This is a genomic window from Burkholderia sp. 8Y (assembly GCF_902506145.1).
Taxonomy (GTDB): domain Bacteria; phylum Pseudomonadota; class Gammaproteobacteria; order Burkholderiales; family Burkholderiaceae; genus Caballeronia.
The window spans coordinates 1,612,246-1,626,048 of the sequence record NZ_LR733519.1 but is presented as its reverse complement, the minus strand read 5'-3'; the positions used below and the strand labels follow the sequence as shown (position 1 = coordinate 1,626,048).

Sequence of the window (13,803 nt, the reverse complement as noted above, 5' to 3'; positions counted from 1 at the left end):
CTGCGCGGGCAGCGATAGACGTGGAGCGCGGAAGAAGAATTACGGGATCGGGCCGGCCCGCCATGCGCGATGCACGGCAGGGCCGGATCGCACCTACGCGCCGAGCAGATCCTCGATCATCACGGGCAGCTTCCTGACTCTCACGCCCGTTGCGTGATACACCGCTCCGGTAATGGCCGCCGCGATGCCCGCGAGCCCGATCTCCGCGATGCCCCGCGCGCCGAGTTCGTTGAACACCGTATCGGGATGGTCGAGGAAGGACACGTCGAGCTTGGGCGTGTCCGCATGGGTCGCGACGACGTAATCGGCCAGATTGTTGTTGACCGGCGCGCCGCTGCGGGCGTCGTAGACGGTGTGCTCGAAAAGCGCCATGCCGACGCCCATCACCACCGCGCCTTCCACCTGATTGCGCGCGGCCCGCGGATTCAGAATCTTGCCGCCGTCGATCACGGTGACGACACGGCTCACGCGCAGTCGCGCTGTTTGCGGTTCCCACGTCACTTCGGCGAAGTGCGCGCCGTACGAGTGGATGGACCACTTTTTCTTCAGCGATTCGTCGGCGCTGGCGTCTGCACTCGCGCTGCCCGACGCCGCGTGCATGCGCGCCGCCTCCAGAATGCGCGCGAACGGCACGCCGCTCTCCGATGCTTCGTCCTTGCGATGCACCCGCGCGCCGGAAAACGCCAGTTCCTCCGGCTTGGCGCCCGCGAACGGCGAGCCCTCCGCCGCAGCCGCCCGCGACAAGACCATCTTGATGGCGGCGCGCGTCGCGTCCATCACAGCCGGAATCACCGATGCGGTCGCCGCCGATCCGCCGGAAATCGGGCCGAGCGGCAACGCCGTATCGCCGAGGCGGACTTCGATCTTGTCGAGCGCAATGCCCGTTTGCTCGGCGACGAGCTGCGCGAGAATCGTGTACGTTCCGGTGCCGATGTCCTGCGTGCCGCACACGACGCGCGCGGTGCCGTCCGCGCGCAGATCGACGCTCGCTTCCGCCGAAAAGCGCATTCCCGGCCAGCTGCACGCGGCAACGCCCCAGCCGAGCGTGAGCCGGTCGCGCTTCATCGAGCCGACTTCCGGCGTGCGCTGCGACCAGCCGAAGCGTTCCGCGCCCGTCTTCAGGCATTCGACGAGATGCCGCGACGAGAACGGCAAGCCGCTGCTTTCATCGACGGAAGGCTCGTTGCGCAGCCGCAATTCGACCGGGTCCATCTTCAATGCGATGGCGAGCTCGTCCATCGCGGATTCCACCGCGTAGAGGCCGGGCACGGCGCCGGGGCCGCGCATCGAAGTCGGCGAGCCGACGTGGCGCTTCGCCGTGCCGCCGGTCACGCGCAGATTGGCCGTGCTGTACATCTGCGGCGTGGCTTCGCCGCAGTCTTCGGTGTAGTCGTCGGCGAGCGCGGCGTGATTCAGGAAGTCGTGCTGCAGCGAAAGCAGCTTGCCGTCCTGCGCCGCCGCGAGCCTCATGCGCTGCTGTGTCACCGGACGATGTCCGACGTTCTGGAACATCATCCTGCGGCTCAGGACTAGCTTGACCGGCCGGCCCGTCAGCCGCGTCGCGGCGGCGGCGAGCAGCGAATGCGGCCACATCCACAGCTTGCCGCCAAAGCCCGAGCCGAGATAGCGCGAGATCACGCGCACGTTTTCTTTCGGCACGCCGAGCATCTGCACGAGCGTGCCGCGATGATTCGACACCGCCTGACTCGTCTCGTAGAACGTGTAGTGCTCGCCGTCCCATTGCGCGACGGTCGAGTGCAACTCGATCGGATTGTGCGTCTCGACGGGCGTGACATACGTCTCGTCGATCTTCACGGGCGCGCTTGCGAAAGCGCCGTCCGGGTCGCCGCGCTCGCTTGCGACTTCGGGCGGTTCGTCGGGTGCGAGCGTCGTGCTGACATCGTGCGGCGCGACCTCGTAGCCGACCTTGATAGCAGCCGCCGCCGCGCTCGCCGCTTCGAACGTGACCGCGATCACGCACGCGACGTACTGGCCGTAATATCGGATGACGTCGTCTTCGAACGGCGGGCGCTGTTCATCGACATAACCGCTCTCGAACGAATTGCCGGGTATGCGATACAGACGCCCGATGTTCCCGCGATGCAGAACGAGCTTGACGCCGGGCAGCGCCTCGGCTGCGGCGAATTCGAGCGACGTTATCCTGCCGCTCGCGACGGTGCTGCAGACCGGCACGGCGTACAGCATGCCGGGCAGATCGACGTCGGATGTGTAAGTCGCGCGGCCGCAGACCTTGAGCGGTCCGTCGATGCGCGACTGCGGCCGTCCGATGACGCCGTTGGCGGACGGCTGGATGTCTGGCGCAGTGGACATGTGTCGGTTCCTCAGTCGGTTTCAGGACGCTTGCGTGGCGAGCTTCAGCGCATGAACGATACAGCGCCGGGCGAGTTCCACCTTGAAGGCGTTGCCGCTTTGCGGCTTCGCGCCGGCGAGCGCGGCGCCGGCGGCACGCCTAAAAGCCGCTTCGTCGGGCGTGGCGTTCAGCAACGCCTGTTCGGCTTCGCGCGCGCGCCAGGGCTTCGTGGCGACGCCGCCTAAACCTACGCGAACGTGCGTGATGCGGCCATCGTTCACGCCGATCACGATGGCCGCCGATGCCAGCGCGAATTCATACGAAGCGCGGTCGCGCAGCTTGAGATACAGCGAACGCGTGCCTTCGACCGGCGGCGGCAGCGTCACATGCGTGATGAGATCGCCGGCTTCGAGCACGGTCTCGCGCTCGGGCGTGGAGCCGGGCAGCAGATGGAAGTCGTCGAACGCGATCGCCCGCTTGCCTCGCGCGCCTTCGACGTGGACCGTCGCTTCAAGCGCGGCGAGCGCCACGTTCATGTCCGACGGATTGCTCGCGATGCACGCTTCGCTCGTGCCGAGAATCGCCTGCGTGCGGTTGAAGCCGCCTATCGCGGAGCAGCCCGTGCCCGGCTCCCGCTTGTTGCACGGCGACGCGGTATCGCGGAAATAGACGCAGCGCGTGCGCTGCAAGAGATTGCCGCCGGTCGTCGCCATGTTGCGCAACTGCGCGGACGCGCCCGACAGCAGCGCCTGCGACAGCACGGCGTAACGCTCGCGTATCAGCGGATGATGCGCGAGGTCCGAATTGCGCGAGGTCGCGCCGATGCGCACGCCGCCGTCATCCGTCGCCTCGATCTTGTCGAGCGGCAGGCGGCTGATATCGACAATGCGCGCGGGCTGTTCGACGTTGAGCTTCATCAGGTCGATGAGCGTGGTGCCGCCCGCGAGGAAGCGCACTTCCGCGCCTTGCTGCGCGGTATGGGCGGATGCGCCCGCGTGGATCGCGTCGGGCAGGTCGCGCGCGCGGGATAGCTGGAACAGTTCCATGTCGCGCTCCTCAGCCCTTGCTGCCGCGCACGGACTGAATCGCCGCGACGATGTTTTGATACGCGCCGCAGCGGCACAGATTGCCGCTCATCGCCTCGCGCACATCGTCGTCGTTCGGGCCGATGGGTTCGTCGAGCAGCGCGAGCGCCGACATCAACTGCCCGGCCGTGCAGTAGCCGCACTGGTAGCCGTCGCATTCGACAAAAGCCGCCTGCAACGGATGCAGGGCTTCCACTTCGCCGATGCCTTCGATGGTAGTGATGGCATCGCCGTCGTGCGCGGCGGCAAGACACAGGCACGCGTTCACGCGGCGACCGTTCACATGCACCGTGCATGCGCCGCATTGCCCGTGATCGCAGCCCTTTTTCGTGCCGGTGAGATGCAGATGCTCGCGCAGCGCGTCGAGCAGCGTCGTGCGCGGATCGAGCGATAGCGTCACGCTGCGGCCGTTCACCGTCAGCGTGACGTTGGCCTTGGCGTCGCTCGTCTTGGACGATGGCGGCGTGAGCACGTCGGCTGGCGCGGTCTGCGTTTCATGAGCGCGAGTGGGTGCGGGCGGGATCAGGCGCGAATCCGCGCTGCGTGTGCCGTTCGATTGGGGGACGGGGTGTTGCATCGAGCATTCTCCTTGTCGACCGGCGCGGCGGCGCGTCCGGTCCCATGCGAACCATTGCGGGGAATGGCGCAACTTGCAGCGCGACAGGCGGCAGGAAGCGTCCGGGCTTGAGAGACGAAGATGCGGTAAAGCCGTGCGGGGCGTCGGAAGGCGACCCCAAAGACGAGGATGCGGCGCGCGAGCGGGTTTGCGCCTGAAGGCGTCAGGACCGTTCTCGCGTTTTCAGTGCGATACGAAATGACACTAGCCAGTATAGGCAGACGCCGCCGATCTTTCTGGAACGGGCTGCCGCGTGGGGCAGTTTGCAGGAACCATGCCTGCGCATGGAGATGGTAGCGTTCGCGATGTCGCTCCGAAGCCCTGTCCATCCGATGAACGAAAGCCTTTCCATTACCGACGCCATCGCCACGCGCCGCTCGATCCGCGCGTTCTTGCCCGATCCTGTCGATCGCCCGACACTGGAAGCGATCTTCGGGCATGCCTGCCGCGCGCCGTCGGGCAGCAATATTCAGCCGTGGAAGGTCTACGTGCTGACAGGCGACGTGAAGGCGGCGCTATCGAAAGCGATCCTCGACGTGTTCAATGATCCGGATGCCGATCGCGAGCACGAAGAAGAATTTCCGTATTACCCGCGCATGTGGTCATCGCCTTACATCGAACGCCGGCGCGCGCTCGGCATCGGTCTCTATACGCTGCTCGGCCTGACGCGCGACGACAAGCAAGGCATGCACGCGCAGATGGCGCGCAATTTCGCGTTCTTCGGCGCGCCCGTGGGCATCATCTTCACCACCGACCGCACGATGGAGCGCGGTTCGTGGCTCGATTACGGCATGTTCCTGCAAAACGTGATGTTGATGGCGCGCGCATTCGGGCTCGATACGTGTCCGCAGGCGGCGTTCAACCGGTATCACCGCATCATCGCGGCGCAGTTGAAGCTGCCGGAAAACGAGACCGTGGTCTGCGGCATGAGCATGGGTTATGCGGACTGGTCGCAGCCGGAGAATCAGCTAAAGAGCGAACGCGAGCCGCTGACCAACGTGCTGCGATTTCTCGGCTAGTCAGTGAGGCATGAAGCCGCCAGCCACGAGCGAAAGCAGTAATTCGCCTAGCGTGACGAACACGACCAGTACGACGATCACCATGAGAAGGCGCACGATCGATTGCATTGCATCGGCCTAAAAAAAAGGGCCGCTTGCGCGGCCGGAAGGAGGGGTGGGTCGGTCAAAATCGAGACTACGGCCCGTTTCTTAATCCAGGCTTAAGCAATGCAACGCGTTAGCGCAGCGCGTCGCTATAGCGGTCGCGCAACGGAAGAATCGTCGCGAGCGCAACCGCGCTGCCGAACATCACGTAATAGCAGATCGAGAGCGGGTCGCCCGTCGTCATCGTGAGCCATTGAACGATGGCAGGCGCGAAGCCGCCGAAGATCATCACCGCGACGTTGTAGCTCACGGAGATGCCCGTCGAGCGCACGCTGGACGGCAGCAGTTCCGAGATGAACGCGGGGTAGCAGCCCTGATACGCGCTGAGATACAGCATGAGCAGTCCCTGACATACAAGGAGCGTCGGCAGGCTCGGATGCGCGGTCAGGAACGAGAAGACCGGATACGCGCTCACGAGCGACAGCGCGAGCGCACTCGCCATCACCTTCTTGCGGCCGATGCGGTCCGACAATCTGCCGAAGAACGGGCAGCAGACGAGATAGACGAGCGCGCCGATCGTCGAGCTGATGAGGCCGTCGGTTAGCGCCATGTGCAGCACGCGCGTGGCGTGCGTCGGCAGGTATAACAAAAAGATATACGTGCCGATGGTGCCAAACACCGTCAGCCCGAAACCGGCGAGCACGGGCAGCCAGTGCTTCGTTGCGGTATCGCGAATGGGGCTCGCGGTCAGTTCATTCTTCTGCGCCTTCTCGACGAAAACCGGCGATTCGTCGAGCTTCGAGCGCAAATAGAGACCGACCGGCACGATCATGAGGCCGATCACGAACGGCACGCGCCAGCCCCAGCTATTCAGATGCTCGGGACTCAGCGTGCGCGTGAGCACCGCGCCGAAGAACGAACCCGCGAGGCTCGCGGCGGCCTGCGCGACCATCTGAAAGCTGCCGAAGTAGCCGCGCTTGCTGCCGGGCGCATACTCGACGAGAAACGCCGTGGCGCAGCCGACTTCGCCGCCCGCCGAGAAGCCTTGAATCAGGCGGCCGAGCAGCATCAGCAACGGCGCGGCGATGCCGATGGCCGCATACGTCGGCGCAAACGCGATGATCGCGATGCCCACGGCCATCAGCGAGATGGTGAGCGTGAGCGCCGACTTGCGCCCGACGCGATCCGCCACCGCGCCGAGCACGATGCCGCCGAGCGGCCGCGTGAGAAAGCCCACGCCGAAGGTCGCCCAGGTGGCGAGCAGCGAGATGGTCGGGCTCGTCGCGGGGAAATACAGCTTCGAGATGATGACCGCGAAGAAGCCGTACACCATGAAGTCGAACCATTCGAGCGCATTGCCGATGGTCGACACGACGATGGCTCGTCGCCCGGAAAGATTGAGCGCGGCGTTCTCGCCGGCTGCGCGCGATGCAGGTAGTACGGTGCTCATCGAATGGACTCCGTGGGCTTGGGGTCGAAAGTGTGTGGGTGAAAGCGCGGTGGTTCCCGGCTTCGTGCGACGACATCCGCTTCAACCTGCTCAATGTCCCTGCAAGCGCCACTAAACAGAGACTTCCAAAAGACTACGCCTTGCTGAAATAAGAAAATATAGAATTTCTGAACTGACACTCAAGGAAACCTGATTGCACGTCAGGTGCTTCCCTAATACCGCCGTGGAACCGCCATGAGCAACATCCGCTTTCTGCGCACGTTTATCGCCGTCGCGCGGTATGGCTCCTTCGCCGCCGCCGCCGAGAAAGTCGCGCTGACGCAGGCCGCGGTCAGCATGCAGATGCAGTCGCTCGAAGACGACCTGAAGCGCCCCTTGTTCGACCGCGTCGGGCGCACGAACCGGCTGACGAGCATCGGCAAGCAGGTGTTGCCGCAGGCGGAGCGGATCGTCGCGCTATACGACAGCATGCGTCTCACGGGTCTCGACGATGAAATCGCGGGTTCGGTGTCCATCGGCGCGGTCGATTCGGCGATGGGCGCGCTCGCGTCCGTCGTCACAGAGCTGAAGGGGCAGTATCCGCGGCTCGACGTGCGGCTTTTCACCGGCAAGGCGCTCGCGCTCGCGCCGCAAGTGGAAGCGGGCGAAATCGACGCGGCGGTGATCGTCGAAATGGCGGGCAAGACGCCCGCGAGCCTCAACTGGACGCCGCTTTATTCGGAGCCGCTCGTCGCGATCGGCTCGTCGGCGAGCGGGCGTACGAACGCCGCCGAACTGCTCGCGAGCGCGCCGTTCCTGCGCTTCGACCGCGCGCAGCGCACCGGCGCGCTGATCGACCGCGCGTTGCGGCACAACCGGCTCGCCGTCAACGAGTTCCTCGAACTGAATTCGCTGGAAGTGATCGTCGAACTCGTGCGGCAGGGCGCGGGGGTTGCCGTGGTGCCGCTGCTCGAATACGGGTCGTGGGCGAGCGATCCGGCGCTCACCGTGCTGCCGCTCGCGAAGAACACGCCGCGCCGCGTCGTTGGGATGCTGGAGCGCAAGATTCACGACCGGCACGCGGTCATGCGCGTGGTGCAGGACAGCATTCGCGCGCGTTCTCAAGCCGCCGACACCGCGCGCAATCGATGACATTTGCTTAAGTCACGGACAAGAAATATCAGCTTTCCCTGTGAATTACGGCCGTCGACAATGGATGAATCGCTGCATCCATTCATCCATTCGACGCACGAGGACAGCATGCCGATCATTTCCGAGATCGCAGAAGCACAGGACGAACTCAAGGCCATCCGGCGCGACATTCACGCGCATCCGGAGCTTTGCTACGAAGAGGCGCGCACCGCCGAGCTCGTCGCGAGCAAGCTCGAAAGCTGGGATATCGAGGTGACGCGCGGACTCGGCAAGACCGGCGTGGTCGGCGTGTTGAGAAAAGGCACGAGCAAGCGTGCGGTCGGCTTGCGCGCGGACATGGACGCCCTGCCGATTCCCGAGTTGAACACGTTCGCGCATGCGTCGAAGCACGCGAATAAGATGCACGCCTGCGGCCACGACGGCCACACCGCGATGCTGCTCGGCGCCGCGCGATATCTCGCCACGCATCGCGATTTCGACGGCACCGTGGTCTTCATCTTCCAGCCGGCGGAAGAGGGCGGCGGCGGCGCGAAAGCGATGATCGACGATGGCCTCTTTCAGCAGTTCCCGGTCGATGCCGTCTTCGCGCTGCACAACTGGCCGGGCATGGCGGCGGGCAGCTTCGGCGCGCGCGTGGGCGCGACGCAGGCGTCGAGCAACGAGTTCGAGATTCGCATCGAAGGCGTGGGCGCGCATGCCGCGATTCCGCACGACGGCGTCGATCCCGTTTTCACTGCATTGCAGATCGGCACGGGCTTGCAGAGCATCGTCACGCGCAACAAGCGGCCCATCGACGCCGCCGTGCTCTCTATCACGAAGATGGAAGCGGGCCACGCGGTGAACGCCATTCCGACGACCGCGACGCTCGCGGGCACCGTCCGCACGTTCTCCGTCGAAGTGCTCGATTTGATCGAGACGCGCATGAAGGAGATCGTCACGGCGACGGCGGCGGCCTATCGATGCAAGGCCGACGTGAACTTCGTGCGCAACTACCCGCCGACCGTGAACACGGAAGCGGAAACGCAGTTCGCGCTCGGCGTGATGCAGGACGTCGCGGGCGTCGATCACGTGAATACGAACATCGATCCGACGATGGGCGCGGAAGACTTCTCGTACATGCTGCTGGAACGTCCGGGCTGCTATGGCTACATCGGCAACGGACAGGGCGCGCATCGCGAGCACGGGCACGGCATCGGTCCGTGCATGCTGCACAACAGCAGCTACGACTTCAACGACGAAGTCCTGCCGCTCGGATCGACGTACTGGGTCAGGCTCGTCCAAAAGTTCCTCGCGCCAGCCTGACCGCGCACTAACGCAGTTCGAGCCACATGGGCTGATGGTCCGACGAGCGGCTTTGCTGATCTACCTCGCAGCCGACGATACGCGGCGCGAGGTCGTCGGTCACGAAGACGAAGTCGCACGCGAACGGCCCGTCCGCCCATTGTTCGTGATCGTAGAGGCCGACGGTCGCGGCGCGCGGCGCGTTCGTATGCGCGCACGGCCAGGCATCGACGAAGCTGGGCGCGTCCGTCATCGGCTCCAGCATCGCGCGATACGCCGAACCTTCGAACGCGCTGTTGAAGTCGCCGCAGACGATCGCCGACATGGGCCGAGCGGTATCGGCGAACGGGCTCGCGAGCGTCTCGGCCTTCGCGGGGCGGCGCGCATGCTCGCACGCCTCGCGATGCAGTTCTCGCAGCCGCGCAACCTGCGCGAGACGCTGCGTTTCAGAATAGAACTCCAGATGCGTGCTGATGACGCGCAGCGCCCCGACATCCGTTTCGATGACCGCTTCGAGCGCGATGCGCAGCATAGACGGCTTCGCGGGATCGGCGGGCCACGGCAGCGAATGGCGCAGCACCTGGCGCACCGGCAAGCGGCTGACGATGGCGTTGCCGAACTGCCTGCGCGCGATGCCCGAGCCCGCGGGCGGCAAATCCGAGCCGATTCCTTCGATGACGGTCGCGCCCGGCATCAGGCTCGCCAGTTCCGCGAACTGATCCGCGCTCGGGCCCCCTGCGAGACCGCCGGCCTGCTCGCCCTCGTGAAAGCCGCGCGTGACTTCCTGCAGGCACAGCACGTCGAAATCGCATAGCGCCTTCGCTTCGGTGACGATGCGCGCCACATCGACGCGGCCGTCCACGCCGCGTCCCCATTGCATGTTCCAGTCGACCAGTCGCATGTCGCTTCTCCTTCGAACGATCTCTCTATCGCGTCGCACGCGCGTGCGCGCGCACATGCAGCACGCCTGATGAAACGCTGAATCTCAGACTGTCTCATAAAAGCGCGTCCTACAATTCGTGCACTCCATTACGTAGTCCTCAAACACCATGAATACACGCATGAAGAAGCGGTGGGGCGCATTCGCGCTGATGTCTATCGCGGTCGTTTCGTACGCGCAGCCGGCGCCGTCGCTCACGCGCGAGCAGCAGGCGGGCCTCGACAAGCAGGATCATGACATCGCGCAGATGGCGGATGTGATCGTGAAGATGATCGATCAGAACAAGACGGGCGAGGTGTGGGATGCGGGCTCTGCCGTCGCGAAGAAGGTCATCACGCGAGAGGACTTTGTGAACAAGGTCACGCACGACCGCGCCGCGCTCGGCACGGCGGCCATGCGGATGCCGATGGGCGTGAAGCATCTGCACTTCGACGGCACCGGAAACATGCCAGCGGGCTGGTTCATGAGCGTTTCGTTCGATACGCAGTTCAGCCAGGCGCGACAGTCGGCGCGGGAAGTGGTGACGTTCGTGCTCGATCCGGACAGGGTGTGGCGGTTCGCGGGGTATTCGGTGCGGTGACGGGTCGCGGGTCGCTGACGTCTCACATATTCGTATAAGACGCACACCACCCGCGCCCCGCCACCTGCTTCGCGCCGAACAGCGTGCATCCGCCCCAGGCATCGGTGGACTTGCCCTGGAACAGCGAGCAGTTCGCGCAGGTCTGATCCGCCGCGTAGTTCGGGTACTTCGCCTTGTCGACTTTCGCGGCGTCTTCTTTATAACCGACGGCAATCGCCGCAGGATCGGTTTCGCTCAGATGCGCGGCGTCGGCGCTCGCTCGCGTGAGCCAGAGCGACGCGCTCGCGCCCGTCGTCAAAATCAGGAAAGTGCGGCGGGACGTGTTCATGTCGAAGAAAGGTGATGAAGGGCGGCCGGGCTATCCGAACGATACGCCGAGTCGCGCCTCGCCGCACGCGCGGCCTCGCGAACGGGCGGTCGTTTTCTCGTCAGTGGCGAAAACCCGCTCAACCCTGGCGCGCGCCTGCCGTTATTCCTGCCAGAACGGCAAACGATCCAACCTCTACGCAGCGCCCGCTGCACACCCCTTCGAAGGAGAACGACAATGAATGAAGCTGACTGGATGATGGCAGGCGTGTATCTGGTCGAATTCGTGGCCGGCACGCTCTTTCTGAGCGCGCTCGCGCGACGCAGCCTTAGCCGGCAAAGTCAGCGCGGTCGCTGAAGCAGGGCGCGAAGCCGCGCGCCGGAACGCGGTGTCCGGCGCGCTGCACGGGCCGGTTACTTGAAGAGCTTGACGGCTTGCGCGAGCGTGTTCGTGATGCCCCACGCGAGCGGAATCAGCACGTAGAGCCAGAAAAGCAGCAACAGGGCCTTGTTCGACGAGCCGCCTTCGTATCGATCGTTCATGCGGGTCTCCTTGTGGGTCTCCTTGTGGGTCTCGTTGATTTAGCCGGCCGTGGCCGCCGTGTCCATGTGATGTTTTTCATGCACGCGCGTGATCAGAAGGTTGCACACGAACCCGATCACGAGCAGCGCCGCCATGATGTGCAGCGTCATCGTGTAGGCATCCGACTTCGCGACGCCGTGCGCCACTTCGTAGGCGCGGATGTAATTCACGAGCACCGGACCGGCGATGCCCGCCGCCGCCCACGCGGTCAAGAGCCGTCCATGAATGCCGCCGACGAACGCCGTGCCGAACATGTCGGCGAGGTAAGCGGGGACCGTCGAAAAGCCGCCGCCGTACATCGAAAGGATCACGCCGTACGCGAGCACGAAGAGCGCGATGTTGCCGGCCTTCGCGAACTGCGGCACGAGAAAGTAGAGCACCGCGCCGAGCGCGAAGAACACGAAGTACGTGTTCTTGCGGCCGATCCAGTCTGACGCCGACGCCCACACGAAACGTCCGCCCATGTTGAAGAGCGACAGCAGGCCGACGAAGCCCGCCGCCGCGCCCGCCGTGATCGAGGACTTGAAGCTTTCCTGGATCATCACGGACGCCTGGCCGAGCACGCCGATGCCGGCCGTCACGTTCAGAAAGAGGACGAGCCACAGCAGATAGAACTGCGGCGTCCTGAGCGCCTGATCGATGTGCACGTGGTTCTTCGTGATCATCTTGTTCGCGGTGACGGGCGGCGTCCAGCCGGCCGGCTTCCAGTCGGCGGGCGGAATGCGGATCGCCAGCGCGCCGATGGTCATCGAGATGAAATACAGGACGCCCAGCACCACGAAGGTCTCGGCAACGCCCACGCTCGTCGCGCTCTTGAAGTAGTTCATGAGCGCGACGGAGCCGGGCGCCGCGATCATCGCGCCGCCGCCGAAGCCCATGATCGCCATGCCCGTGGCCATGCCGCGCCGGTCCGGGAACCAGCGGATGAGCGTCGATACGGGCGACACATAGCCGAGCCCGAGCCCGATGCCGCCGATCACGCCGTAGCCGAGATAGAGCAGCACGATCTGATGCAGATACACGCCGAGCGCCGACACGAGAAAGCCGCCGCCGAAGCAGCAGGCCGCGGTGAACATGGTGCGTCGCGGCCCGACTTTCTCCAGCCACTTGCCGGCAAAGGCAGCCGACAACCCGAGAAACACGATGGCGAGCGAGAAGATCCAGCCGAGCGTCGTGAGCGACCAGTCATCCGGCGCGGAATGATTGATGCCGACGACGCGCGTCAACGGCGCATTGAAGACGGAGAACGCGTATGCCTGCCCGATGCACAGATGCACGGCGAGCGCCGCGGGCGGCACCATCCAGCGCGAAAAGCCGGGCCGGGCGATGGTCGCTTCCTTCGAAAAGAAGCCGTGTGGGCCATGCGCGGCCCCTTGCTTGATGGTGCTGTTCATCGTGGTCTCCGTGGCGCGCGCGTCGCGATGCTTCAAGCGTGGCGCGCTCGTCTTTGCTTTGTCGTGGGCTGTGCAGGGTGCGTCGCGCGGCAAGCCGTTCTGCCGCAAACATGCGATGGAACGACATATAGGCGCGACATTCCGTCACGGCTGCGCATGACGTTAGACAAGAGCGATGCGCTTTGCAATATGAACCCGGCCGCCATAAGCGTTTGCCCCAACCCGGCGCGCGGCCTGTCACCAGCGCGGCGGCCGCTTTTCGATGAACGCCTGCGTGCCTTCGAGCGCCGACGCTTCCATCATGTTGCAGGCCATCGCCTCGACGGCGAGCGCGTACGCGTCTTCGATGCCCGTTTCGAGCTGCCGGTAGAACAGCCGCTTGCCTGCCGCGACGGCCTCGCGCGGCTTCTTTGCGATGCTCGCGGCAAGCGCGCGCACCGTGTCGTCGAGTTCGTTGCCGGTGGCGACGCGATTCACGAGGCCGCGTTCGCACGCGGTGCGCGCATCGATGAAGTCGCCCGTGACGAGCATCTCGAACGCGGCCTTGCGCGAGACGTTGCGCGAGAGCGGCACGCTCGGCGTCGCGCAGAAGAGACCGAGATTCACGCCCGATACGGCGAAGCGCGCTTCATCCGATGCGACCGCGAGATCGCACATCGCAACGAGCTGACAGCCGGCCGCCGTCGCGATGCCATGCACCCGCGCGATGACCGGCTGCGGCATGCGCTCAATCGTCATCATCATGCGGGAACAGCGCGCGAAGAGTTCGCGATAGTAGGCAAGCGAAGGCGTTGCGCGCATTTCCTTCAGATCGTGGCCCGCGCAGAACGCGCGCCCCGCGCCCCCGAGCACGACCGCGCGCGCATCCGATCGCGCGATCCGAGTTAGTTCGGACGCCAATGCATCCAGCATGGACTCGGAGAGTGCGTTGAACGCATTGGGACGGTTCATCGTAAGCAGAACGGCGCCTTCCACGCCGTATGCGTCGGGTTCGACGTGGACGAGTGCTTCCGTATCGCTCAT

At 65.0% G+C, this 13,803-nt stretch carries 13 protein-coding genes; 4 read left to right on the top strand and 9 right to left on the bottom strand.

Annotated elements, in window-relative coordinates; all coding sequences use genetic code 11:
- Positions 1 to 93 precede the first annotated feature (93 nt).
- From GV035_RS07105 to GV035_RS07095, 3 genes are read right to left on the bottom strand one after another with little or no spacing between them, the layout of a single operon-like run.
- Complete coding sequence (locus GV035_RS07105; protein ID WP_159834261.1) at positions 94 to 2,331, bottom strand: xanthine dehydrogenase family protein molybdopterin-binding subunit; 2,238 nt, start codon at positions 2,329 to 2,331, stop codon at positions 94 to 96.
- A 21-nt stretch (positions 2,332 to 2,352) separates the two neighbouring features.
- Positions 2,353 to 3,357: an FAD binding domain-containing protein gene (locus GV035_RS07100; RefSeq protein WP_159834260.1), complete on the bottom strand. Its 1,005-nt coding sequence runs from the start codon at positions 3,355 to 3,357 to the stop codon at positions 2,353 to 2,355.
- A gap of 10 nt (positions 3,358 to 3,367) precedes the next feature.
- Positions 3,368 to 3,973 carry a (2Fe-2S)-binding protein gene (locus tag GV035_RS07095; RefSeq protein ID WP_236572471.1) on the bottom strand — a complete coding sequence of 202 codons (606 nt, stop codon included), beginning with the start codon at positions 3,971 to 3,973 and terminating at the stop codon, positions 3,368 to 3,370.
- A gap of 329 nt (positions 3,974 to 4,302) precedes the next feature.
- Between GV035_RS07095 and GV035_RS07090 the strand changes: the two genes are divergently transcribed.
- Positions 4,303 to 5,031, top strand: coding sequence for a nitroreductase (locus tag GV035_RS07090; protein WP_236572557.1), 729 nt, complete (start codon positions 4,303 to 4,305; stop codon positions 5,029 to 5,031).
- A 217-nt stretch (positions 5,032 to 5,248) separates the two neighbouring features.
- Here GV035_RS07090 and GV035_RS07085 read toward each other — a convergent pair whose 3' ends face one another.
- The gene (locus tag GV035_RS07085; protein ID WP_159834258.1) at positions 5,249 to 6,565 is read right to left on the bottom strand and encodes an MFS transporter; all 1,317 of its coding nucleotides are present in this window, start codon (positions 6,563 to 6,565) and stop codon (positions 5,249 to 5,251) included.
- Positions 6,566 to 6,799: 234 nt separating this feature from the next.
- Here GV035_RS07085 and GV035_RS07080 point away from each other — a divergent pair, with 234 nt between their 5' ends.
- Both GV035_RS07080 and GV035_RS07075 read left to right on the top strand, forming a co-directional pair.
- Complete coding sequence (locus GV035_RS07080; protein WP_159834257.1) at positions 6,800 to 7,696, top strand: LysR substrate-binding domain-containing protein; 897 nt, start codon at positions 6,800 to 6,802, stop codon at positions 7,694 to 7,696.
- Between the two features lie 108 nt (positions 7,697 to 7,804).
- Positions 7,805 to 8,998, top strand: a complete 1,194-nt coding sequence (locus tag GV035_RS07075) for a M20 aminoacylase family protein (RefSeq protein WP_159834256.1) — start codon at positions 7,805 to 7,807, stop codon at positions 8,996 to 8,998.
- A gap of 7 nt (positions 8,999 to 9,005) precedes the next feature.
- Here GV035_RS07075 and GV035_RS07070 read toward each other — a convergent pair whose 3' ends face one another.
- A complete protein-coding gene (locus tag GV035_RS07070; protein ID WP_159834255.1) occupies positions 9,006 to 9,878 on the bottom strand; it encodes an endonuclease/exonuclease/phosphatase family protein in 873 nt (290 codons plus the stop codon).
- A gap of 160 nt (positions 9,879 to 10,038) precedes the next feature.
- Here GV035_RS07070 and GV035_RS07065 point away from each other — a divergent pair, with 160 nt between their 5' ends.
- The gene (locus GV035_RS07065; protein ID WP_236572470.1) at positions 10,039 to 10,497 is read left to right on the top strand and encodes a DUF4019 domain-containing protein; all 459 of its coding nucleotides are present in this window, start codon (positions 10,039 to 10,041) and stop codon (positions 10,495 to 10,497) included.
- Positions 10,498 to 10,519: 22 nt separating this feature from the next.
- Here GV035_RS07065 and GV035_RS07060 read toward each other — a convergent pair whose 3' ends face one another.
- From GV035_RS07060 to GV035_RS07045, 4 genes are all read right to left on the bottom strand, one after another.
- Entirely contained in the window at positions 10,520 to 10,825 is a 306-nt protein-coding gene (locus tag GV035_RS07060) for a high-potential iron-sulfur protein (RefSeq protein ID WP_159834253.1), read from the bottom strand.
- A gap of 392 nt (positions 10,826 to 11,217) precedes the next feature.
- Entirely contained in the window at positions 11,218 to 11,346 is a 129-nt protein-coding gene (locus GV035_RS07055) for an MFS transporter small subunit (protein WP_159834252.1), read from the bottom strand.
- Between the two features lie 39 nt (positions 11,347 to 11,385).
- Positions 11,386 to 12,780, bottom strand: a complete 1,395-nt coding sequence (locus tag GV035_RS07050; protein ID WP_159834251.1) for an L-lactate MFS transporter — start codon at positions 12,778 to 12,780, stop codon at positions 11,386 to 11,388.
- A 237-nt stretch (positions 12,781 to 13,017) separates the two neighbouring features.
- Positions 13,018 to 13,803, bottom strand: coding sequence for an enoyl-CoA hydratase (locus GV035_RS07045; protein WP_159834250.1), 786 nt, complete (start codon positions 13,801 to 13,803; stop codon positions 13,018 to 13,020).